This is a genomic window from Alteromonas sp. B31-7, assembly GCF_015767655.1.
Lineage (GTDB): Bacteria > Pseudomonadota > Gammaproteobacteria > Enterobacterales > Alteromonadaceae > Alteromonas > Alteromonas australica.
In genome coordinates this window covers 3,703,083-3,727,177 of sequence record NZ_CP065233.1, presented here as the reverse complement: position 1 = coordinate 3,727,177, position 24,095 = coordinate 3,703,083, and the positions used below count along the sequence as shown (strand labels likewise).

Here is a 24,095-nt window from a genome sequence, read left to right as displayed (position 1 = left end):
TTACTGAAAAAGTTCCAGGTGTTAGGGTTTCTCTGCGGTAGACTGTTCCGATTTTCCGGCGAATAGACCTGACCCCGAGTTTGCAAAGTCTTTTGGTTGGGTATCAGAAACCCTATTTGACTTCGCTTTTTCAGTGCTCTTTAGGTTATTACGTAAATAGGTTGTGGCTTGCTCACCATAAAAAGGGACTTTAGCGTCTTCGTCGTCAGACTGGTGGAGCAAGGCTTCGTATTCTTCCATTTGCGAGCGCAAGGTGGCGCACTGGCTTTCAATGCTTTCAACACTTTGACGAGTTTGGTGAATATGGTGTTGCGCCTGTTGCGAGAGAATTTCCTTCACTTGCTGTTCTGCCGTCGCGGCATTGCCCGACCCTTGTTTAGATTGCACAAAGCGACCAACAAAAAAGCCAATAATTACACCAACCACTAATAAAGCAAGGGACACTAACAGTTCCATTTCCATCTCCGAATCATACTACAACTTACCTCAGCTAACCTGATACGGTAAATAAGAGGCAAACGACCATACTTTACTATAGCAAGGTCGATGGTTAAGTGCGCCCATTGTCGTTGTTTATTGCGATAATACGACAAAGGACACCACGCAAGGTGCGATTCTACCGTGATTTTACTTAAAATTAAGGTCATAATTGAGAAAATCAAGCAGGTCGGTGCAGCCACCATAAGTATTGACATTTTTACGGAGTAGTTTGGGCGATGACGCCATGGGAAAAGTATCAAGCAGATTTAACCTCACCAGAATTTCATTACGATGCGGCGCAGGAAAACGCAGTTAAAGAGCTTCAACGGTTATACGATGAACTCACAGAGCTACGTAAGAAAGCCACGTGGAGGGTGAAATTGAAAGCCGCCTTTGGGAAAGGGCACAAAAAAGCAGGCATTCAAGGGATTTACTTCTATGGTGGAGTAGGGCGGGGAAAAACCTACCTGGTTGATACATTTTACGATTGCTTACCCTTCGAGAAAAAAATGCGCGTGCATTTTCACCGCTTTATGCACCGTGTTCACGATGAACTTAAGCGACTAAATAATGCCCAAGACCCCCTGAAAACCGTAGCGGAAAAACTGGCAAAAGAAGCGCGAGTTATCTGCTTTGATGAATTTTTTGTTTCGGATATTACTGATGCCATGATTCTTGGCACTTTAATGGAAGCGCTTTTTGGCCATGGTGTTGTGCTTGTGGCCACCTCGAATATTGTGCCCGACGAACTCTATAAAAATGGCCTTCAACGCGCGCGTTTCTTGCCTGCTATCGAGCTTATCAATCAAAACACCCGGGTGGTTAATGTGGACAGTGGCATTGATTATCGCTTACGTACCCTAGAGCAAGCTGAAATTTATCACTATCCACTTGATCAACAAGCGACAGCAAACTTACATGAATATTTTAATCAACTTGCGCCTGAAGAAGGTACTCGAGAACAAAATATTGAAGTCAATAATCGACAAATACCCACCCTGAGGGATGCCGACGGTGTACTTATGATCGACTTTTCAGACTTGTGTGGCGGACCCCGTAGTCAAAGCGATTATATTGAACTTAGCCGGTGTTACCATTCGGTGTTGCTGGCAAACGTGAAAGAAATGGGGCAACACAATGACGATGTAGCACGCCGCTTTATCGCTATGGTGGATGAGTTTTATGAACGCCACGTTAAACTGATAATATCTGCCGAAGTCGCCTTGGAATCCTTGTATACAGAAGGGTTGCTCAATTTTGAGTTTAGGCGTTGTTTAAGCCGACTAAAAGAGATGCAGTCGCATGACTATTTGGCAACTGAGCATTTACCTTAAAGGTTAGCAGATAAGTAAAACAGCATAAACACTGTATTGTTTTAGCTAAAATAGGTAGAATTTCGGCAATTTTTCTGTGCCCAAGGTATTTCAACGCTGGTGTCGCTTAATCAATAGGTGATGGGGTACAGGCAGTCGATAAAAACGCAACGCAGCATCCTTATTGCGAAAAAGAGAATTTTAAGATGGGAAGAGCATTCGAAGTACGTAAAGCCGCCATGGCAAAAACTGCTGGCGCAAAAACAAAAGTGTACTCTAAGTACGGTAAAGAAATTTATGTGTGTGCTAAAAACGGTGGTGCAGACCCAGACACCAACCTGTCGCTTCGCCGTTTAATGGAGAAAGCGAAGAAAGACCAGGTGCCCAGCCACGTTATTGACAAGGCTATCGATAAAGCGGCAGGTGGTGCGGGAGAAGACTTCCAGCCTATGCGCTATGAAGGCTTTGGCCCAGGTAATTGCATGGTTATTGTGGATTGCCTATCTGACAATGCGAACCGTACCATTACCGACGTGCGTAATTGCTTCACTAAAACCAACGCTAAGCTTGGCGCACAGGGTGCGGTTTCTCATATGTTCGATCACCAAGCCATTTTTCAGTTTGCCGGTGACGACGAAGATGCCATTTTAGAAGTGCTTATGGAAGCAGATGTAGATGTTACTGACGTTGAAGTAGAAGACGGTAAAGTGACTGTGTACGCGCCACATACTGAGTTTTACCAAGTAAAAACTGCGCTTACTACGGCCTACCCAGACATGACCTTTGAAACGGAAGAAATGAGCTGGATCCCACAGACAGAAACGGAAATCAGCGAAGATGATATGCCTATGTTTGAAAAGTTCATGGACATGCTTAACGATTGTGATGACGTGCAAGACGTTTATCACAACGCGATAACGCCAAGCTAAATATTTACTGCAAACCTGTTGTTTAAAGAGCTCGAACACCGCGTTTTGCGATGAAAGTAAAAAGTGATATTTGCTTTAAGAGAAGAACATAAGCCTTATGGGACACCGTAAGGCTTTTTTATATCGTTATTAGATCCCCAATCACAGCCTTAAATTGCTTAGCGTAATTTCTGCTCAAACGAACGTTTATGTGGCCCGAGAGGCACACGTCATAATCACCATTTAGCCTCGATTGATAAGACGTTACCTTATCGATATTTACTATGCAGGAACGGTGAAGCTTAAAAAATCGCGAATCGAGCTCTTCGCCTACTTTTTTTAAAGAGGATGAGTGCAAATAACTGTTATCTTCTGTCTGAACAAGCACGTACGGCGAGTCTGCCTTAATGCAAAGGATAGCGTCAAAGCTAACAAGGTGATGTTGTCTGCCATTTTTTATCTCAAGGTTTTTAGGTTGAGATTCTGCTGTATCAGTAATCTCATTGGCTTCTTTTGAATCTAATGTGGGCGAATAGAAACGCTTTAGGTAAATTATCGACAAAAAATAGATGAATAGGATCTTGGAACTATCATTTGAGAAAGTGAACGCGAGAATTTTTGCAAGCCCATACCCTTGGTCTTTGAATATCCAAGAGATTGCCCACACCATAACAGTGGACACAAAAACATGACAGAAAACTAATGCCCCATAAAGCAAAATCAGCTTTTGGTGAGACATCTCTTTAATCATATGAAAAGACTTATACGAACAGAGATAGGCGAGGAAAAACACTACCCAAACGCACTTGAAAAGTAGTGACTCAAAAAACACAAAGGATGTGTTATGCCTTTCGGTAAACAAGTAATCCTGAAATATGGACAAGATCATTCCGCATAACGCGACCATGCACACAAGTACAACTGATTTTCCGAGGATAACAGGGTATATCTTTCTTCGTACTGCACTTATCACAATAAGCACCTGAGTGAAGGCTGTGATTGAACGTTTAAGTTAGCAAAGTCATGAATGCTTTAAAACTAGAATTGCCATCAAAAGTCTGGCTCAGTCTTCAATTTAATCGCAACATGAATTGTTGCTCCAGCTTCGGTAGTCACAACCTCGGGTATGGAACCATACTTTCCTGATTTTTTTGAAAGTAACTTCTGGCGTTCTGTTAGTAATTTATCGTCAGAAAAATACGCTTTTAGTGCCCACTGACGGCCATATTTTTCGGATATCGTAGTGAAATGAATATGACCACCTTCACGTCCTAAATGATCAGGCGCCGCTTTGATTGTGTCAAACGTAAAGCGACCGTGCTGATCTGTCATCGCCCATCCTTGTATGCGCCAGGTTGTTGTTTCTTTATCGTTAAGGCCAAAATCAAATCCTTGGCTATCTCTGTGGTAAGCGTGAACGATAACGCCTTCTGCTACATTGCCATTTGGGTCAAACACAAGACCTCTAATCTGTAGCCGTGTACCAGGTTCATCATTGTTAACCATGAGGGCCGATGATTTTAGCTCAGAAGGTAGACTCGCAACAGCCTCATCCCAAGAAGCTAACCATGAAGGGTCGACATTGGCGTATACAGGTGACGAGAGTGTACAAAATGTAACGGACAGCCGTAGAGCCAAAGCAGTGAGAGTTGAAGCCATAATAAGTTGCCTTTGTGAGTCACAGATAGCTAAAAATTGCACAGCAAAACCAAAGCGTTCAATGTATTTTTTCTGACACGATGAGTTTTTCAAGCGAGCGGAGTGGATACGCGCTTCTCTCTCACTTACCTACCTAATGAGACAGGCATGTTTCTCTCAAGGTACTCACTTAGCAAGACTCTTAGCAAGACTACTTAGCAAGACTACTTAGCAAGACAGGCATCTTTAGAGTGTACCTACCTAATGAGACAGGCATCTTTAGAGTGGGAAAAGTGGCATGCACAACGGCGCTGCATGAGGTCGTTTATGCAGATGAATTTATCTGTTTTGGAGGTTGGCTGGAAATGTGGATGTGTAAGTATAGTTTTGGCTTAAGGGTCCATGTCTTTAATGGCGTGAATCATCAGTAAATTTGGTGCGTTTAGCTCTTTGGGCGCATCACTACCCCAGTAATCGCCGAGCACTTTGTCGCCCCTGAACCCGTTGCTGATGTTGGTTGTGGGCATACTGCTCAAGGAGCGCTTCTTTGCCTACGGCATGTTTAAAGCAGGCTTCAAATTGGGTGGTTAAGGTTAACCATTGCTCATGTTCAATGTTGAGACGTTCTAGAATAGTAGGCAAGGTATGTTCAACCTTCCCGCGTTTGGTGGGGTGAATATATCGGCTGGTCGTATCGACAAGCTGAAGGTAGTCTGGAAGTGTAAAAGGTAGGCTCTGTGGCATACTTTGTTTTGAGCTTTGTGAAAAAGGCATGAGTCGTTTAGGCGTTTTACCTACTCTGGCGGCGTTAATACGATATTGAATACTCGTATGGTCAGAGGTTTCTGGCGTCTTTGCTGTTTTCGCCCGTACCGGGTTTAAATCAACATAGGCCATACACGCTGCAAGGGCTGATTCATCGAGTAGCGCTTGAGACTTAAACCGCCCTTCCCAAAAATGCCCGGTGCAGTCATCTTCTTTGTTTGCGGCTCTGGCAATATATTCGTTTAAAGCACGCATAAACCAACTAATATCATACAGCCGTTTACGCCATATCTCTGCTGTGGCCTCCACCGTTTTAATCTGTGCTTCGTGAAAGTCTTTGCGTAACTCTGGTGATAGGTAGCGCTGCGTGAGCAAGGTGCCTTTATATAGCCTGTGCCAACGTTGAATCACTTCTTCTGTGGTGAGGATATCCGCCTTATCTTTTGCTACGTGTAGCACCACGTGTGTATGATTGCTCATCACCGCATAGGCGCACACATCAATAGCAAACACATCACTGAGTACATGAATGCGGTCTTCCACCCAGTAGCGGCGATGTTCAAAGCTCTTACCGTTTTCCTCACCACATAAGTATGCGCGGCGAACACAGCGTGAAACACAATGATAATACGGCGTATCTAATAAACTAATTTGTGATTTTCTGGCTTTAGGCATCTGCACTTTCTGGCATTGGTTTACTCCATTAATAGTGTGAATAGCAAACCAAAGTAAAAAAAGTGTACTGAAGTACAGTTTTGGTACCGCCGTGTTATGCCCGCCGTGTTATGCCTGTCTCAATAATGGTTGTCGGAGTTTTCATGCCTGTCTCAGTAGTGGTTTCGTCTTAATTCGAAAAGCTTCTTGCTTTTTCATCCCCTCCGCTATTGAATACCTCTACATATTTAAAAGGAGAATTCAGGTGATTAAATTTAGCGTGTTGCGCAATGTGTCAGTCATACTGATAATGATGACGATGTTATGCACCTCAGCGATAGCAAGCCAAAAAGGAGACTTGTTGGGAGAGGTGAGTAGCGAAGCGCTATTGGCAGAATTTCCTGCTTTTATGAGCGAGTACTCCACCTATGAACCCAGTGAGGAAGAGCTTAATGCTGTTGCCGCATTAGAGGGTAATCAATTAGTTATATTGTTTGGCACATGGTGCCACGACAGCGAAAGAGAGGTGCCTCGCCTTCTGAAAACCCTGGATGTTAGCGGATTAGATGCGCCTGATTTTACCTTGATTGCGGTTGATAGAACAAAGCGTGATCCAGAGGGTATGGCAAAGAAACACAGCCTCAAATATACGCCGACCTTTATTTTGCTTCGCGAAGGTGAAGAAATTGGCCGTGTGGTAGAGCGGGCTGATGCCGGCTTAACCCAAGACTTAAAAGCATTCGTTGAGGTAGCTCAATAATCTTTCTACAATTTGCTGTATAGCCTGCTATGCAGCGTTGTGCTCGCTTTTTTCTGGCAATGCATTACGTGTTCTTTCTCCCCACTCTTCTGTCCTCTATCCTTTTTGTTTTAGATTAAGTTGATACAATTAGGCATGTTTTAGCGATTATTTCGCCTATTTTTATTGCAATGATGACCTTATAGTACATACCAATTAGTGGTTAAGGTTTTCACCTTTTCCGATTTTTTTGTCCAAGTGCGGTTATTTAAACGCCGTGCCGTTGAATCAACGTTAGACAGTCACTGTAAAATAAAAAGGTCATTTATGTCGTTTGATAATCAATTTGGTCCGAAAGGCTGGACGCCAGAAAACATCGCATCTATTGCGGGTAAAACGTATCTCATTACCGGCGCAAATTCAGGTGCGGGTTTTCAAGCTACGCGAATTTTATTGTCGAAAGGCGCTAATGTCGTAATGTTAAATAGAAACCCGAGTAAATCGGACGCCGCCATTCGTGAACTAAAGCAAGAATTTGGTGAAGACGCCAACGTCAGCTACATTGTTATCGATTTGGCTAATTTGTCTTCTATTCGCACTGCCGCCGATGAAATACTCGAAAACGTCCCCCACATAGACGCGTTAATCTGTAACGGTGCGATTGCACAAATTTCAAAACAAGAACTAACAGTGGATGGTTTTGAAAGCCAGCTTGGGGTAAACCACTATGGCCACTTTTTACTGTGCGGCTTGTTGTTCGAGCGCATCGACGCTACTTCAGGTCGTATTGTGGTTGTCTCAAGTGAAGGGCATAAAATGGGGCTAAGAACTATTCAGTTCGACGATATGAATTGGGATAAAAACTACCACCCGAATAAGGTCTACAGTCAAAGTAAGCTAGCACAAATGATGTTTGCTTATGAGCTACAAGACAAAATTGCAGCTGCGAATAGAAACGTAAAAGTGTATGTGTGTCACCCAGGTGCGTCGAATACCTCACTTATTAGAGAAAGCGCAAGTGTGATGACGCGCGTGTCATGGTGGATTATGGTGAAGCTAGGGCTTGCGCAATCTGCCGAAAGAGGTGCCTACCCTGAAGTGATGTGTGCCACAGAAACACCTCTAAAAGAGCGCGCTTACTATGGCCCTACAGGGCTAATGAATTTTGGTGGGCCAGTGGGTGAATGTAAGCTAGAGCCTTTCGTTTTAGATAAGCCTGTATTAACTACTTTGTGGGAACGATCTGAAGAAGCTACGTCGTTTAATTGGTCTTTATAGGTTGTATCTCGTTGCGCCTTTGCAGTTCTTCATGTCAGTAACATGAAAATTTTAGCGTTTGTTTTAGGAATAGTTATGTTGAATCTAGCGGCACTGCCTGTTAATAACGCGAACCCTGATAAAAGTGGAGAATCAACGTCTGTTCAAGATGTTGATGGGAACCTTTATCAAACCGTGACGTTAGGTGGGCAAACTTGGCTCTCTGAAAACCTGAAAACCACACGGTTTCAGGACCTCTCGCCAGTGACATCAGGCTTTATACCTAAAGACGATGAAAAAAACTTGGCTACCTATGGTCGCTTATATAGCTGGGTGGATGTAGCGGATGAAAGAAAGCTATGCCCCGAGGGCTTTCGGGTTGCCACTGATGACGACTGGAAAGAGCTTGAGCGACACATAGGTGTAGCAGTCGAAGAACTTCATCGCGAAGGGTGGCGTGGTGACAATGACGTAGCCATTACCCTAAAAGCGCAGCAACCTGATTCATGGTTGAAGCGTTTTGATAAAACAAAAATTAACGCTCATCAATTTAATGCCCGCCCCGCTGGGGTAAAGGTGGGGAATTGGTATCTCACTCAAGGTGTTTACACCGAGTTTTGGACAAGCAGTAGCGCCTCTGAAAAAGAAGCTTTTGCACGCACTTTGGCTTACGCGTGGTGGAATTCCCATAAAGGTGAAATTCGCCGTGCCAAATTAAATAAAAACTATATGTTCTCGGTTCGCTGTGTGAAGGAGGCTTAAGCGTCATGAGGTTTTTTTTTGCATGTATATTGAGTGTGATAACTGCGCTATACGTCGTCGGTTGTGCTGCCTCTGAAGTTGATGAGGGGAGTACAGCCTCAAAGAGCGAGTTAGTGGTGCTGGTGCATGGTTTAGGGCGCAGTGATTGGGCTATGTGGCGCTTTGCACATCGCTTAGAGGCGGCTAATTATGAAGTTTGCTTGTTAGATTATGACACCCTAGGTGAAAGCGTTGGCAGTGTTTTGTTTGAAACCACAGCGCAAATTGATAAGTGCCTATTGGGCGCGGCTAGAGTACATTTCGTGGGACACTCTTTAGGTGGGCTGGTTATTCGTTCGTACCTTCAAAGAAAACTCGCAACGTTGAATAAAGATAACATTGGTGAAGTGGTGTTAATAGGCACTCCGAATAAAGGCAGCGAATTGGCTGACCATTTTAACGGCACCTGGTTAATGGACGTGGGTGGTGGAATAAGCCAAGCACTGGTCACAGGAACCCATAGCTTGGGAAATAATCTTGATGAGGTTAAGGTTAACGTTGGCATTATTGCTGGCTCCCGCTCATCTATGCTAACTCGTGCTCAATTTTCGGGTCCCAATGACGGTTTAGTGTCGGTGGAATCCACTAAATTGGCACACATGCGTGATTTCATCACTGTGGACGTAAATCATACTCAAATGCGCTATAACAAAGCGGTGGCAGAGCAAACCATTCATTTTTTGCGTCACGGTGAGTTTAGCCATTAAGCGTGAATACGGGGGGCTAGGTTATTTTTTAACGGGTCCTTGAGTTTTTTAATTTTGGCGCCATTTTACTCCCTTCATGGCCCGCTGGTATTACTGGCAACAGCGTCAGTCAATGGGCCGTTAGAATAATAAAGCGATAACGCATTTACGTGAAAACACCACATCGAAGTATTACATTCCCTTCGATCACGCCCTTTGTTATGGCGTGGGCGTTGTCGTGGCTAATTTTTAGTGTTGGCTTTAATGGGCAGATGTTGCCTGCCCACGCTGAGGTTACCTCACCCTCGCCACTCGCTAAGTTCACTCACCCTGGACTGAGTTACAGCCACAGACAGGGCAACGCGTCATTAGCGCCTGCCAATGACGATAGCGAACCCCCTACTGACATCGCTTTTTTTTCGCTAGCTATTCAGCGGTTTGCCGCCGAAGCGTCAATAGAGCTTGTTTCACCCAAGGCCGTTCAACTTTCCTTTCGTTACCTTATACATCCAAGGGCACCTCCCCAATTCCTGTAGTGCATGCCTATGGCGTACCCAACTCAATTTTCGGCATTATTCACTGATATTTCGAAAACCTAGTGCTGTGCGCCTGTTATAGAATTAATTACAGGAATAAAACAATGACACGAATATCTCTTCGTGGCTTAGTGTATGGGCTTGTCGTGGTGCTAGGTTTGCTTAGCGCGGCTCCCAACATATTGCCACACTCTATCCAGCAACATTTACCTCAATGGTATACCCAAAACACCCTGTCACTTGGCTTAGATTTACAAGGTGGATCTCACTTACTATTGTCGGCTGATAAAAATGCCTTATTTGAACGCCAACTACACAGTTACGCTACGTCTTTGCTAACCGAACTAAGAGAGAAAGGGGTGCGTTATGCAAAACAAGATAGTGCCTCCCCCCTTCAAGTTCAGCTTGTGCTTAAAGATGCAAAGGATGTCAGTAAGATTAACGCTGCGGCTTATCAGGTTTCAGCACAACCTTCTGGTACCGCCGCGTTAGCGGTAACCAGTCAAAGTACATCTGTGACTATCACGCTGAGTGATACTTACGCTCAAGGGTTATTAAAAGACGCATTCGCACGCAGCGTGGAGGTGGTTCGAAAGCGTTTGAATGAAACAGGGTTAACTGAACCTACGGTGACGTTGCAAGGCAGTGACGCAATATTGGTCCAAATGCCAGGCATGTCAGACCCCTCTCAGGTAAAGAGTCTACTGGGAACAACTGCGCAAATGTCCTTTCATTGGCAAGCAAATAGCAACACATCGGCATTTATGCTGCGCCATGATGCCAGCGGCCGTAGCTATAGGTTGGAGCAAAATATAGCGTTAGAGGGAGAGCATATCACCGATGCCAGTGGCGCCCTCAGTGCTCAAACTGGCCAGCCTGTGGTGACCTTCAGATTAGACAGTATAGGAGCAAAACAATTTGCCACCATGACCCGCGATAACGTTGGCCGGGTACTTGCGATTGTACTTGACGATGAAGTAATTACTGCCCCTGTAATTAATGGGCCAATACCCGGCGGGCGAGGGGAAATTGCGGGGTCTTTTACGCTGCCTGAAGCCCATGATGTGGCGCTGATGTTACGTACCGGTGCATTACCTGTGCCATTAAGCATAATAGAAGAGCGCACCGTGGGACCAGACTTGGGCAGTGATGCTATTAAGACAGGCATTGAAAGCGGCGTAGCCGGCGCTTTGCTGGTGCTGGCATTTATGGTCGCTATATACGGGCGTTGGGGTGCTATTGCGAGTTTTGCTCTTAGTATTAACATGGCATTGGTGTTTGGTGCACTGACGCTGTTTGGGGCAACATTAACCTTACCGGGCATTGCCGGCCTCATCCTTACTATGGGGATGGCAGTCGATGCAAATATCCTTATTAACGAGAGAATTCGAGAAGAAAGCAAAAAAGGGCGGCCTCCCTTAAGTGCCATCAATATCGGCTTTCAAAAAGCTTTTGCTACCATTGTCGACGCTAACTTTACTACACTCATTGCGGTAAGTTTGTTATTCATGTTCGGTAGCGGGCCGATTAAAGGGTTCGCTATAACCATTGCTCTAGGCTTAATAACCTCGGTGTTTACCGCGGTGGCATTAACCAAAATATTAATGCAATTCATTGTACGAAGACGAGCCAATAGGTATGGACGCCAGCCGCTAACGTTCTCGTCTCCACTGCTGAAATTAAGCGACAAATTGCGAGGCGTAAATTTTATAAAGCCCCGTAAAGCTGCTCTAATCGTTTCGGTAGTGCTCACGTTGTTATCTGTAGGGCTATTTACTAAGCCGGGCTTGCACTACGGCGTAGATTTTACTGGCGGCACCATGGTGGAGCTTACAGCGCCTTCACTGTCTACTGATAATTTAAGAGAACTTATTCGCACCCAAGGGTTTGAGCAAGTGACTATTCAAGAGTACGGCAGTGTGCACCACTACTTGTTACGTGCCCCAGTGCAATCAGCAGAAGGTGCAGCATACACCGACCAGCTTAAACAAGTGATTGCGAATGCAGATACCCAGGTAACATTTGATAAAGTGGATATGGTGGGGCCAAAAGTCAGTGGTGGTTTCGCTGAGCTCTCTATTTTAGCCTTGTTGATTGCTGGAGCGGGTATGCTGGTATACTTATGGGCCCGGTTTGAGGCACATTTTGCCACTGCTGCTTTGCTTACTGTGCTACTTGATTTAACAAAGACCATTGGCTTTTTTGCATTGACAGGCATTGAATTCAACCTTACCGCAGTGGCTGCATTACTGGCGTTGATAGGCTATTCAATTAACGACAAAGTGGTGGTGTTAGACCGAGTGCGTGAACTATTGCGGCTGAAACCTACCCAACCCCTGGAAGAAACGATTAACGATGCGGTAAATAGTACTTTAAGCCGAACGGTATTTACGTCATTAACCACCTTGTTAGCCTTGCTTCCCATGGCAGTATTTGGTGGAGACGCAGTAGCTAGTTTTGCGTTACCTATGGTATTTGCTGTGGTGATTGGCACCTCATCTACGCTGTTTATCACCTCTGGTTTATTATATGTATTAGGTAAACGTAGGGAAAAACGAGGGAAAGCCCAGTTAAAGCCCACCAAGGCAGAAATTCAGGCGTCGTTAGCACATATACCTTAAACACATATATGTCATAATAGTCGTTAATATAGGAAAGCCCGATGTGTAAAGGCCGTCTTTTGCACGTCGGGCCAATAAGGAACCGATAATGTTTGCAGTTGATCACATTATTTTACTGAGCGCGGTACTTGCCATTTTAGGTGTTCTTGCGAGTAAGCTCTCCCCACGCTTTGGCGTACCTGTGCTTGTGCTCTTTTTAGGCGTAGGTATGTTGGCGGGAGAAGATGGTATTGGTCGTATTCACTTTGATAATGCAGACACAGCGCACTCTATCGGAACCTTTGCGTTAATTCTCATCTTATTTGATGGTGGCTTACAAACCTCGCGTAAATCGATAATGCGAGCCTGGAAGCCTGCGGCACTGCTAGCTACCTTAGGCGTTATTGGCACAGCCACGGTAACCGGGTTAGCTGCTATGTACATCCTAGATTTGCCCTTGTATATGGGGCTTCTACTAGGTGCCATAGTGGGGTCAACCGATGCTGCGGCGGTGTTTTCGGTACTGCGTAATGCGGGCATCGCTATTCCAGCCAAAATCAAAGCAACACTAGAATTAGAAAGCGCCTCAAACGATCCTATGGCTATCTTTCTTACCGTAGGTTTAATTACCCTAATACAAGATAGCACCACTAAGCCCCTTGAGTTATTAACCTTGTTTGCCAGCCAAATGGGGCTAGGCGCGCTAGTCGGCGGGCTAGTTGGCGGCATTGCTGTGTGGTTGTTTAGGCGAGTGACATTAATGGCCATAGGTTTGTACCCTGTGTTTGTTATGTTGTTTGGGGTACTGGCTTTCGGCCTTGCAGCGAATGTAGACGGCAGTGGTTTTTTGGCCACCTTCATTACGGGCGTGGTCATTGGCAATAGCCGTTTTTCGTACCAACGAAATACATTTGTGTTTTTAGATGGCTTAGCATGGCTGGGACAAATAGCGATGTTCGTTATTTTAGGGTTGTTGGTAACGCCTTCAGAACTGTTTCAAAGTTGGAAAGAGGGGTTACTCATCGCGGCGGTGCTCATTTTTGTTGCTCGCCCTTTAGTGGTTATGCCACTACTTTTACTCAACCGATTCTCGTTCAATGCCGCGTTGCTAATTTCATGGGTGGGGCTGAGAGGTTCGGTGCCCATTATATTGGCTATTTTTCCGCTCATTTTTGGTTTGCCCAACGCGGAGCTTATTTTCAATGTCGTGTTTTTCATTGTGTTAATTTCGGCATTGCTACAAGGCTCTAGCTTACCCTTTGCTGCCCGTAAATTAGGGTTGGTGCTGGAAGGTAAACCGAAAGCGTCCAATACCATTGAGATTGTTAAAGTGGCAAAAAGTAAGCGGGAACTCATCGAAATTGAACTGCCTTATGGTTCTCCGGCTGTGGGGTTAACAATTAGCGAGTTATCTTTACCTGAGGGCACGATTATCGCGTTAGTAGCGCGAGGCGAAGAAACCTTAATTCCTAAAGGTAGCATTACACTTCAAGAAGACGATCAAGTGTTTATTGTCACTAAGCTGTTGGATAAAAACGCCGTAGAGGCGTGCTTTTACCCCGAAAAATAGCCACTATGAGTAGCGGGAATATTTGCATATCGCTATTCGCCATCACTTCATGTAGAATGCGCCGCGGAGTTGGCCTGGCAATCGCCGCTTTCTTAGGAAAGGGGAGGAAAGTCCGGGCTCCATAGGGCAGGGTGCCAGATAACGTCTGGGCGGCGTGAGCCGACGACAAGTGCAGCAGAGAGAAGACCGCCTAAGCATGTTTACATGCCGGTAAGGGTGAAAGGGTGCGGTAAGAGCGCACCGCACCTCTGGCAACAGAGTGTGGCAAGGTAAACTCCACCCGGAGCAAGACCAAATAGGATCCCTTAACGTGTGGCCCGCATGGGGATCGGGTAGGTTGCTTGAATCAGTGAGTGATTGCTGATCTAGAGGAATGATTGCCCACGACAGAACCCGGCTTACGGCCAACTCCACTCTTTTTTAGTGTCAATCGGCCTAAGCTATTGGCTATCTAAAGCTTCCTTACTACGCTCCGCCCAATATTGCACTTTGTCGAGAAGATCTTTGGCATCAAAGGGCTTGCTGAGGTAGTCGTTCATGCCGGCTTCTTCACACACTTCCCTGTCGCCTTTCATTGCATTTGCCGTCAATGCGATAATAGGAATATCCACATATCGTTCTCCGGCGTCGCCTGCACGAATTCGACGAGTGGCTTCAAAGCCGTCCATATCTGGCATTTGACAATCCATTAAAATAACATCAAAGGTCACCTTCATTTTAACTAACGCTTGCAGCGCTTCTATGCCTGATTTGGCGCTCAATGTAGTATGGTGGCTAAGGTGTTGTTTAACGATGATTTGGTTAATATCGTTATCTTCTACAATCAAAATTTTCCGTTTATTACCTTTGGTAGGCCTAAATGCACGAGTGTCGTGTGCAGGAAGCAGCAAGCTATCATCGCCCTCTTGAAGAAGTATATTAAAGGTGAAGGTACTGCCTTCACCTTTCGTACTTTCAACATTTATGCTGCCTTGCATAAGCTCACACAATTGTTTACTAATGGATAAACCTAGGCCGGTACCACCAAATTGGCGGGTGGTAGAAATGTCTTCCTGAGTGAAAACATTGAAAATGCCAGATTGTTTTTCATCGGCTATGCCGATACCAGTATCCTGTACATTACACACTAGCCGTAAATTACCGTCAGGCACGCTTTCTATGCTGGTGGTAACATCAATGGCACCATTTTGCGTGAATTTCACAGCATTGCCTATTAAGTTAGACAGAATTTGCCTAAACCGCACGGCATCACCAATAACGACGTGATAGCCCTGCAAATTAAAGTGGAAGTGAAGCGCTAAGCCTTTTTCTTGACACAAAATAGCAAACTGTGACTGTATACTTTCTAATTCTTCCAGTATGTCGAAGGGTTGGGCTTCAATTTGTAATTGCCCAGCCTCAATTTTCGAGAAATCTAGAATGTCGTTTACTATATGCAGTAAACCTTGAATACTAAACTTAGCCAGCGACAAATAATGCTTTTGTTCATCGGAAAGCGGGGAATCTGACATTAGCTGTAATACGCCAGATATACCGTGTATAGGTGTTCTAATTTCGTGGCTCATGCTAGCTAAGAACCCCGATTTTAAGCGGGCAGATTCTTCGGCTTTTTGTTTGGCTTCTTGCAGGTATAGTTCTGCTTGTCGTTGTTGGGTAACGTCTTGCTGGAACCCGATGTAATGGGTTACTACGCCGTCAATTTTTACCGGGGTAAGGATTAAACGGTTAAAAAAGGTAGAGCCGTCTTTTCTATAGTTTAATATGGTGGTTTCGATGGGTCTATTGTCAATAATGGCTTGTCGCAACGCGGCAATATTTTTTTGTTCGGTTTCTTCACCCTGCATTAATCGACAGTTTTTACCTATAATTTCTTCTCTTGAATAGCCTGTAAGCTCGGAAAAAGCGTGATTGGTATAGATGATAGGTTGGCCGGTTCGTCGTACATCAGAAATAACGATGGATACCGTTGCTTCATCCATAGCATGGTTGAGTATTTGAACGTGGCTTTCTAATGAGCGTTGAGTAGTGATATCAAGGCCGACAAAAATGCTGCCTCTTACATTTTCATTTGCGTCTTTCAGTGCTGTTTTACCCCAACGAATTTGCTTTTCATGGCCGTCCTGAATAGAAAAATGCTTTAATTCGTCGCTAGATTTATTGTTAAGTTTATTCACAACAAACTTAACAGTGCCTTCTACTTCACCGTATTGATCGGCGCAAAACGCCTCAAATCGACGGTTACTCAAAATAACGGCATTGGCTGTATCTACCACGACAAGCATATCGCCCATAGAATCGATGACATTCGAAAACTGTTCGTTAGACACAGACACTTCAGTTAAGTCCCAAAGCAGTTTATCGAAAGCTTCACGAATATTGACCAGTTCTCTGGCTTCAAGCGTACTGCCAGCACGAGGTTGGCCCTGCTTAGTATTAATTCGGTTTTCGATATCAGTGTATAAATTCAATAGCGTGTTTTCTGCAAGTAGCCCCGTGGTACGCACAATATGTAGGCCTACTAAAAGAATGCCAATAATCATGACACATAACACAATGGCTAGAGAGTACAGGCTTCTGTAAGCTTCCGAGGATGGCTTAATACTGTACAAGCTCAAATTTTCCCAAGGCACCATTTCAACCACAAAATTCTCTACATCTACGTCATTAAATGGTGAAGAGGGAACAAACTTCTCGGTGTCGCTACTAAATAAAATGGTACCTGTGTTGTCGGTGACTATCTGGTTGGTTAGGCGGGGGTAGGGTGCAAGTAACGCCTGCAGGCTATCCACATACATCACTAAGGCACCCTCGGCTACACCACCGAGCAATACGGGCACAGATATTAATACGCCATAACGGCTGATTGAAGAGTAGGCTTGAGATGCCCCCAAGGTTTCCTGTTGCCAGGCATTTTGCAAGTTATTCGGAAGTGTGCCATCGAAGTTTTTGTCGATTAACTTTTTACCTGAAAAATCGTAAAGAGCAAAGCTGACATTATTCGCTTGCGTTAAGTTTAGTGAACGGAAAAACATGGGGAGATAGCTATCTCTTTGCTCAATATCCACAAGGGAATTAATGAGAATGTCGTTAGCCGCGAGATCAGAAAGTTGGCGTGTAGTATCGCTAACGATAAAAGATAAATCTTGTTGCAAACCTTCTAATGACTGCTTTTGTACGTCTGAAACTTGAAGGCGTACAAAGTAAAGGGTTATCCCTAAAAGCAATATTGAAATGATTAGAATTACGCTAGCCAACCTTGGCAGCATACTTTTAAGAAGAAGTTTTCTAAGTGGTGGTGCGCGCATTATCGCTGTTCCAGCAATACCAAATGGCCTTTGTCATTCATCGTCGTCATAAAATAATCCTTCGCCATTAATGCATCATGCTGGTTTTTACTAAATGCGGGGGCATATAGTTTTACTGCACCGTTATAGTTATCTATGTTTTCTAGCGCCGCGCGCAGTTTATCGGTATCAACCGCGCCTGCCTTTTCAGCGGCTATGGCAAGCAAATGAATGAGGTCGTACGCATGCGCCATGCCTACAGAGGCTGGAATAGCCTCAGGGGCTAGTAAACCATGCTGCTGAAAGTAGGCGCTCAGTAAACGTTGCGACTTTATATTATTTTGATAATGAAAGTGAAACGTCTGTAATATAGCAAGGTTAAGCTGCGAAGGGAGAATATTTAACCTTTCTGCAAAGTTCCCTGATGCAATACCCCAATGGGATATTATCGGCAATGCAGCAAGTTTGCTTTGATGCAATGCATTTACAACCACTGCGCCTTCCGGCGCGTTTGTAACTAAGATAACGGCATCGACATCAGCCGCTTTAATTTTTTCTGCTTCGTCACTAAAAGACTTTTGTTGCCAATTAACCCAATGAGTAGCCGCAATATTAATATTTTGTGCTTTCGCCGCTTGGGTTAGTGAAGCTTCGTTCGAGCGCCCCCAGCCCGTACGTTCAAGAACAAGTGCAATGCGGGTGGCGTTTACTTTCTTGGCATGTGAAATTAATACTTGCCCCGCCTGTTCATCTCTGACCGACACTCGAAAAACGTTGTTAGGGGTATATCCGTTGTCAATGAGCGGTGTGCCCGCAGCCCATGGGATTAAAAACAGCAGGTTTTGTTCATGTATAAAGGGTAATTCAGCTAAGGCGACTGGCGTATGCACCCCGCCCATGACTGCTAATAAATCCGGATTTTGGGAAAACTGCTGAAGATTATAAATACCTCGGGCGGGGTTGCCACGATGATCTAAGGAAACAATTTTTAACGTACGCCCTAGAATCCCCCCCGATTGATTAATCTCTTCTGCAGCAATTTCGGCACCATGCTTAATGGCAAAACCCCCTTCAATGGCTACCGCCGAGAAGTCGGCATCAATACCTACGTACAGCGGTGCATCACCTTCTGCTGCCGTTAGCGAAAGTGAAGTAAAACAAAGAAAAATAAACACGAAAAATTTGCGTAAAGACATACGTAGTCACAAAAATGATAATCATCTTCAATTCTATATCATTAAAAATAGAGTTGACTGTTTGTGGCCTTATTCTTTCGTCTAATTTTTTTACTGATAAGTAAGGTTAGTGGGTGATACAAATAACTAATCGTTTGAATCTATGCTGTATTTTAGCGCTTTTACGCTATTTCAGAGGATTTATCTTGTAACGGCGTAAACTGATAATAGCGCTTAAATTCACGAGAAAATTGAGAAACGCTTTTATAACCGACTGCTTCAGCTGCCTCACTCACACGCTCCCCGCCATTAATGCGTTCTCTTGCTTTTGCTAAACGTACCTTTTTTATGTATTGAATTGGGGTGTCTAGTACCACCTCACGAAACACGCGATGAAAGCCTGATGGGCTCATGTTAACGTCACGGGCAATTTGCTCTACATTTAACGACGTTGCATACTTTTCGTGAATAATGTGAAGGGCTTTGGCTACACGGGCGTAATGGCCATTTTCGGTTAGCCCACTCAGTACGTAACCTGCTGGGCCATTAAGAACATGGTAAATAATTTCACGAACATAACTTGCACCTAGGGCTAACGCTTTATTTTTATTGGTAAATGCAGCTAATAAGCGGTGGGTTGCATCAGCAATGGTCGTGTCTAACGATTGCTGACTCACCGTAAATGTGGGGCGCGCTGAAGACGCCTCTCGTGGTGTTAACTGTGTTAATTCAACCAGTAACGAGGGGGGAACATCTACCACTAGCCCCAATATACAGTCGTCATCATCGGTGAAGGCTGCGCATTCTGCAGGCAAAGGGACACCTAGAACCAAATAGTCGCCTTTTTTATAGACAATTTCCCTACTATCTATGTACAGTCGTTTGCTACCTTTAAGCATGATGATAATGCCTGACTGGTATAGTAACGGCTGCTTTTTACATCCTGTGGGATCTCTAAATAGTCGTACGCCATCAACGGGGGTTTTTATTACTCCATTGAGATGAGACTTCCCTTGCGCCAATAAGAACTCGCAGGCTAACGCAGCAAGACACTGTATATCTGATGACGAAAACGGGGCTTTTGTAGAAATAGGCAAATTGTTTCCAGAATTAGACGGTTTTTATTTATATGTTGGCACTATTATGCATTAACACAGGCACAAAAATACAGAGGAAAGACCGTGAAATTTTCATTTAGTAACCCAACAAAAATTCAGTTTGGCCAAGGCCAAATAGCCTCAATAAATACACTTATTCCTAAAGAACAGCGAGTACTAGTGCTTTATGGCGGCGGTTCTATCAAGAAAAATGGTGTATATGACCAAGTAGAAAGCGCCCTTGATGGCTATACATGGGAAGCCTTTGGCGGCGTAGAGCCAAACCCAACAGTGGAAACTCTGGACAAAGCCGTTGAACAAGTCAAAGCATCGAGCATCGACTTTATTCTTGCCGTAGGTGGCGGGAGTGTTATCGATGGTGCTAAATACGTCGCCGCGAGTGCGAAATACGAAGGTGAAGGTTGGGACATTCTTACCGGTGCCCATACTGTAGATGACGCGTTGCCTATTGGCGCTATATTAACCCTACCGGCGACGGGTTCTGAGTCTAACGGTGGCTCGGTTATCAGCAAGAAAGCCACGAAGCAAAAACTGCCCTTTATGTCGCCTTTGGTGTATCCGAAGTTTGCTGTACTAGACCCTGACGTTATCAAAAGCTTGCCTCAGCGCCAAGTGGTCAACGGCTTGGTTGATGCGTTTGTGCACGTATGTGAGCAGTACCTCACCTATCCACAAAATGCGCCCGTACAAGATGGCTACGCAGAAACCTTACTTAAAACGCTTATTGCGCTGGGTAAAGAGGTAGATAATCCAGATGACGCGTGGCGCGCCAACTTAATGTGGTCAGCAAACCAAGCATTAAACGGGCTAATTGGCTCTGGCGTTGTGCACGATTGGGCAACCCACATGATTGGTCATGAGTTAACGGCCTTATATGGTGTGGATCATGCGCGATCACTGGCCATCGTTCAGCCTTCACTGCTTCGTGTTCAAATTGATACGAAGAAAGACAAATTAGCGCAAATGGGTAAAAACGTATTTGGCCTAGCACCATCGGACGATATTGCTGAAAAAACCATCGATTCCATTGAGTCTTTTTACCAAAGCTTATCGGTGGCCACTACGCTAACCGAACACGAGGGCGATCAGCAATCGGCAATCGACGCCATTATTGCGCAACTTGAAAAGCATAAAATGGTGGCGTTGGGTGAGCATCAAGCGATTACGCCTGAAGTCAGCAAAGAGATACTTTCTCTGGCGGTGGCCAAGTAAGTCTCATACCTTTAAATAAGGTAAATTAAGGTTTAATAAAACTGACACGCAAACTGGCACGATTTTACTATTAGTCTAAATTAAGTCACAGAGACGACATAGTAATACGGTGCCGGTTTGGGGTTGTCGAAGACACTAATTTCCCCGTCTCCGTATAAAAAGACAGTAAATACGCAGTGATGCTGCGATTAAGTAAAGCGGTAGCCCGTTGTGCGGGCGGCAACGGGAGCTAGCTTGCGAAATACGTATCCTCCTTCCATTATAGATGTGGAAGCTAGCGGGTTTGGGGCCAAGAGTTACCCCATTGAAATTGGTGTTGTGCGCCATGATGGTGCAAAGTGGTGCAAATTAATCAGGCCTTTCGATCACTGGGTGCATTGGGATGAAGAAGCCGAAGCCTTGCATGGCATAACCCGCGAAATGCTAAACAACCATGGTTTAAGTCCTATTCGTGTGTGTCATGAGCTCAATCATTTTCTTAGCAATACACAGGTATATAGTGATGGGTGGGTGGTAGATAACCCCTGGCTTATCAAATTGTACGCAGCATCTGGCGTGGAAATGAGCTTTACTTGTCGCGCTTTAGATTACGTATTGAATGAAACGCAGATGGAGTATTGGCACCAAGTTAAGTCTGATATTGAAGATCATACAAAGGACTCTCGCCATCGAGCCAGTACTGATGCACTTATTATTCAAAAGACATTTGTGAAAACGAAGCAAATAGCCTAAATAAAGCCACTATACTCAACAGCGCTAGAACCAGTAGTGTACACCAAGAGAAAGTGCATTATTTTCGCTGCTTCCTACTTTTCTATGTTCATATTCAATGGCCATGTTCAATGTTTCTGGGTCACCCAGCAGCCAACCTAATCGCGTAAAGGTGCCCATATTCGCTGGAAGGTATTGCCAGTTAGTTGACGACCTCATGGTGGCGTCGGCACGATCATACGAAGCGTAAATCCGTTGTGGCAGTACGAAAGAAAAAGCGTGGCTGGCACGCACACTAGTGACACTTACCGGTAACACTGCGTTTTCAATCCACGGAGCAGCATAATACGGGCTAGATTGATAATTAAATCGACTTTGAAGTTGCCACCCTGATAACTTTTTACTTTTAAAAACAATGGGACCATAACCCATTTCCCTATAGCCCGCCACACGGTAATCCGAGGTCATCGAGGCTGCATAAACCGGCAATGAACAAACAACTATGGCGCATAAAGCAATAAATGCTACGCCTGTGTGTTTTGTGTGCATGGTAACGGTTCCCTAAATGTGTTCATAAGCCGAGTTGCGCGAAGGCGTCATTTTGCTTTCGCAAAAAAATAGTAAGGGAGTCATCCTCACTGAGTTTCTCTGCTAACAATATGATTTGTGAGGTGTAAAAATGCTTGGTAACCGCTATATACCCACTTTAAGTGTAGTCCGATTTGAAAAGTATGAAAATAAACTTGATAGATTTTTCCATACTGAACTAATTTTAAATGAGAGAAGTGATTGTGTGTTGTCACTTTTAAAGTTATCGAGCAACGATGATGCGATTATCCCAATGCAGTAAAGGGGAGTTTTACGTTAGTGAGTGTCAGGAGATGAGAAATGCAAACGGAATGGGAGTTTGAACGCAAATTTGTGGTTTCTTATGTTCCAGAGGGATTGCTAGATACCCGGAAGTCGGTGGTTATTCGCCAAGGGTATTTAGCGACCGAACGGGATAAACACATTCGAATTCGTGATGAAGGTGGCCATTACACTATGACTGTGAAACAGGGCATGGGGCTTAAACGTCGAGACACACGAATAGAATTAAACGCAGCGCAATTTAATGACCTCTGGCCATTAACTCAAAATATGAGGGTGGAGAAGAAGCGTTATCGAATAGATTTTTTTGGCGATCAATTGGTCGTTGATATTTTTGTTGGCAACCTTGCCCCGCTAAAGCTGGTTGAGGTTGAATTTGACAGTGAAATCAGTAGCCGACAATTCTTGCCGCCAGATTTTGCTGACTTAGAGGTGACCCATCGAAAGGAATTTCAAAACGTGGCTTTGGCGAGATATGGGCTGCCCGACATGGTCATTTCCAGCGGGCAGCAAGTCATTGCGTAAATCTATATTCGGACTTATACAGACGCGCGTAGCGCGTCTGCTTTATCTGTAGCTTCCCATGGGAATTCATCGCGACCAAAGTGGCCGTATGCCGCTGTGGGGCGATAAATAGGGCGCTCTAAATCTAGCATTTGAATAAGGCCGTAAGGGCGCAGGTCAAAGTGTTCACGTACAAGGGCAACTAGTGTTTTCTCATCAACCACACCTGTGCCGAAGGTATCGATACTGATAGACGTTGGCTCTGCCACACCAATGGCATAAGACACTTGAATTTCACAGCGCTTAGCCAAACCTGCTGCAACAATGTTCTTCGCTACGTAACGGCCTGCGTAGGCTGCACTGCGGTCAACTTTTGAGGGATCTTTACCTGAGAATGCACCACCACCATGACGGGCCATACCGCCGTAGGTATCTACAATGATTTTACGACCGGTTAAACCACAATCGCCCATGGGGCCGCCAATAACGAAGCGGCCAGTGGGGTTGATGTGGAAGCGGGTGCTGGCGTCAATCCACTCGCTTGGTAGTACAGGCTTGATGATTTCTTCCATTACCGCTTCGCGAACCGTTTCCGTGCTCACAGAATCACAATGCTGGGTTGAAAGTACAACGGCATCAATGCCTACTGGCTTGTGGTTCTCATATTTAAAGGTAATTTGGCTTTTCGCGTCGGGACGCAGCCAGTCAAGTTTTCCTGATTTACGCACTTCAGCTTGCTTTTGCACAAGACGGTGAGAGTACGTAATCGGCGCTGGCATTAATACGTCAGTTTCGTCACTGGCGTATCCGAACATTAAACCCTGATCACCGGCGCCCTGTTCTTCGAGGCTTGCGCGATCAACACCTTGGTTAATGTCAGGTGACTGTTTGCCAATAGCATTCAGTACCGCACATGAGTCGGCATCAAAGCCCATGTCAGAGTGCGTGTAGCCAATTTCTTTTACTGTTTTACGGGTTAGCTCTTCAATGTCTACCCACGCTGAGGTAGTGACTTCACCACCGACTAAAACCATACCGGTTTTTACATACGTTTCGCAGGCCACCCGAGCGCGAGGATCTTGCTCTAGAATTGCGTCAAGAACGGCATCTGAAATCTGATCAGCAATTTTGTCCGGATGTCCTTCAGACACTGACTCGGATGTGAATAAATGCGTGGCCATAAATGCTCCGTAAGCGTTAAATTATCAAAATAGTCGTATATTGTACTAAAACAAGTTATAAATACCAGTCTTTACTTCTAGACGTCTAAAAGT

The 24,095-nt window shown here is 44.8% G+C and carries 21 protein-coding genes and 1 other RNA gene; 13 read left to right on the top strand and 9 right to left on the bottom strand.

Going from position 1 to position 24,095, the window contains the following annotated elements:
* Positions 1–21: 21 nt before the first annotated feature.
* Positions 22–456: a ZapG family protein gene (locus IUA53_RS16250; protein WP_044056104.1), complete on the bottom strand. Its 435-nt coding sequence runs from the start codon at positions 454–456 to the stop codon at positions 22–24.
* 260 nt (positions 457–716) lie between these two features.
* Here IUA53_RS16250 and zapE point away from each other — a divergent pair, with 260 nt between their 5' ends.
* On the top strand, positions 717–1,814 hold the full coding sequence (gene zapE, locus IUA53_RS16245) for a cell division protein ZapE (RefSeq protein WP_196897437.1): 1,098 nt from the start codon (positions 717–719) through the stop codon (positions 1,812–1,814).
* A 185-nt stretch (positions 1,815–1,999) separates the two neighbouring features.
* The gene (locus IUA53_RS16240) at positions 2,000–2,722 is read left to right on the top strand and encodes a YebC/PmpR family DNA-binding transcriptional regulator (RefSeq protein ID WP_044056106.1); all 723 of its coding nucleotides are present in this window, start codon (positions 2,000–2,002) and stop codon (positions 2,720–2,722) included.
* 118 nt (positions 2,723–2,840) lie between these two features.
* Here the strand turns inward: IUA53_RS16240 and IUA53_RS20540 are convergent, their stop codons facing one another.
* The 3 genes from IUA53_RS20540 to IUA53_RS16225 form a co-directional block, all read right to left on the bottom strand.
* Positions 2,841–3,371 (bottom strand): LytR/AlgR family response regulator transcription factor, encoded by a 531-nt coding sequence (locus IUA53_RS20540; RefSeq protein WP_442859014.1) that lies wholly within the window; start codon positions 3,369–3,371, stop codon positions 2,841–2,843.
* 380 nt (positions 3,372–3,751) lie between these two features.
* A complete protein-coding gene (locus tag IUA53_RS16230; RefSeq protein ID WP_196897435.1) occupies positions 3,752–4,360 on the bottom strand; it encodes a dioxygenase family protein in 609 nt (202 codons plus the stop codon).
* Positions 4,361–4,801: 441 nt separating this feature from the next.
* Positions 4,802–5,779, bottom strand: coding sequence for a transposase (locus IUA53_RS16225; RefSeq protein ID WP_196897434.1), 978 nt, complete (start codon positions 5,777–5,779; stop codon positions 4,802–4,804).
* A gap of 244 nt (positions 5,780–6,023) precedes the next feature.
* On the opposite strand from IUA53_RS16225, the gene IUA53_RS16220 reads away from it, so the two are divergent.
* The 8 genes from IUA53_RS16220 (at position 6,024) to rnpB (ending at position 14,363) form a co-directional block, all read left to right on the top strand.
* Positions 6,024–6,518: a thioredoxin family protein gene (locus IUA53_RS16220; RefSeq protein ID WP_231401175.1), complete on the top strand. Its 495-nt coding sequence runs from the start codon at positions 6,024–6,026 to the stop codon at positions 6,516–6,518.
* A gap of 306 nt (positions 6,519–6,824) precedes the next feature.
* Positions 6,825–7,775: an SDR family oxidoreductase gene (locus IUA53_RS16215; protein WP_196897433.1), complete on the top strand. Its 951-nt coding sequence runs from the start codon at positions 6,825–6,827 to the stop codon at positions 7,773–7,775.
* Between the two features lie 75 nt (positions 7,776–7,850).
* Positions 7,851–8,516 (top strand): fibrobacter succinogenes major paralogous domain-containing protein, encoded by a 666-nt coding sequence (locus tag IUA53_RS16210; protein ID WP_231401174.1) that lies wholly within the window; start codon positions 7,851–7,853, stop codon positions 8,514–8,516.
* 5 nt (positions 8,517–8,521) lie between these two features.
* On the top strand, positions 8,522–9,262 hold the full coding sequence (locus tag IUA53_RS16205; protein ID WP_044446232.1) for an alpha/beta fold hydrolase: 741 nt from the start codon (positions 8,522–8,524) through the stop codon (positions 9,260–9,262).
* A 149-nt stretch (positions 9,263–9,411) separates the two neighbouring features.
* Positions 9,412–9,777, top strand: a complete 366-nt coding sequence (locus IUA53_RS16200; protein WP_044446236.1) for a hypothetical protein — start codon at positions 9,412–9,414, stop codon at positions 9,775–9,777.
* A 104-nt stretch (positions 9,778–9,881) separates the two neighbouring features.
* Complete coding sequence (secD, locus tag IUA53_RS16195) at positions 9,882–12,398, top strand: protein translocase subunit SecD (protein ID WP_196897431.1); 2,517 nt, start codon at positions 9,882–9,884, stop codon at positions 12,396–12,398.
* Positions 12,399–12,486: 88 nt separating this feature from the next.
* Positions 12,487–13,947, top strand: a complete 1,461-nt coding sequence (locus tag IUA53_RS16190) for a potassium/proton antiporter (RefSeq protein ID WP_044056120.1) — start codon at positions 12,487–12,489, stop codon at positions 13,945–13,947.
* Positions 13,948–14,012: 65 nt separating this feature from the next.
* Positions 14,013–14,363, top strand: an RNA gene (gene rnpB / locus IUA53_RS16185) — RNase P RNA component class A.
* Positions 14,364–14,387: 24 nt separating this feature from the next.
* Here the strand turns inward: rnpB and IUA53_RS16180 are convergent.
* The 3 genes from IUA53_RS16180 to IUA53_RS16170 all read right to left on the bottom strand — a co-directional run bounded on the left by IUA53_RS16180 (position 14,388) and on the right by IUA53_RS16170 (position 19,503).
* Entirely contained in the window at positions 14,388–17,252 is a 2,865-nt protein-coding gene (locus IUA53_RS16180; RefSeq protein ID WP_196897430.1) for an ATP-binding protein, read from the bottom strand.
* Positions 17,252–18,427: an ABC transporter substrate-binding protein gene (locus IUA53_RS16175; protein WP_196897429.1), complete on the bottom strand. Its 1,176-nt coding sequence runs from the start codon at positions 18,425–18,427 to the stop codon at positions 17,252–17,254. The genes IUA53_RS16180 and IUA53_RS16175 overlap by 1 nt, the downstream gene beginning before the upstream one ends.
* Before the next feature lie 161 nt (positions 18,428–18,588).
* The gene (locus IUA53_RS16170; RefSeq protein ID WP_052364275.1) at positions 18,589–19,503 is read right to left on the bottom strand and encodes an AraC family transcriptional regulator; all 915 of its coding nucleotides are present in this window, start codon (positions 19,501–19,503) and stop codon (positions 18,589–18,591) included.
* An 84-nt stretch (positions 19,504–19,587) separates the two neighbouring features.
* Between IUA53_RS16170 and IUA53_RS16165 the strand changes: the two genes are divergently transcribed.
* A complete protein-coding gene (locus IUA53_RS16165; RefSeq protein ID WP_196897428.1) occupies positions 19,588–20,736 on the top strand; it encodes an iron-containing alcohol dehydrogenase in 1,149 nt (382 codons plus the stop codon).
* A gap of 234 nt (positions 20,737–20,970) precedes the next feature.
* Positions 20,971–21,468 (top strand): 3'-5' exonuclease, encoded by a 498-nt coding sequence (locus tag IUA53_RS16160; protein ID WP_044449317.1) that lies wholly within the window; start codon positions 20,971–20,973, stop codon positions 21,466–21,468.
* A gap of 24 nt (positions 21,469–21,492) precedes the next feature.
* Here the strand turns inward: IUA53_RS16160 and IUA53_RS16155 are convergent, their stop codons facing one another.
* Complete coding sequence (locus tag IUA53_RS16155; RefSeq protein ID WP_044446244.1) at positions 21,493–21,996, bottom strand: hypothetical protein; 504 nt, start codon at positions 21,994–21,996, stop codon at positions 21,493–21,495.
* A 339-nt stretch (positions 21,997–22,335) separates the two neighbouring features.
* Between IUA53_RS16155 and IUA53_RS16150 the strand changes: the two genes are divergently transcribed.
* Entirely contained in the window at positions 22,336–22,842 is a 507-nt protein-coding gene (locus IUA53_RS16150) for a CYTH domain-containing protein (protein WP_044056124.1), read from the top strand.
* Between the two features lie 14 nt (positions 22,843–22,856).
* On the opposite strand, the gene metK is transcribed toward IUA53_RS16150, so the two are convergent.
* Entirely contained in the window at positions 22,857–24,002 is a 1,146-nt protein-coding gene (gene metK / locus IUA53_RS16145) for a methionine adenosyltransferase (protein WP_044056125.1), read from the bottom strand.
* Between the last annotated feature and the right edge of the window lie 93 nt (positions 24,003–24,095).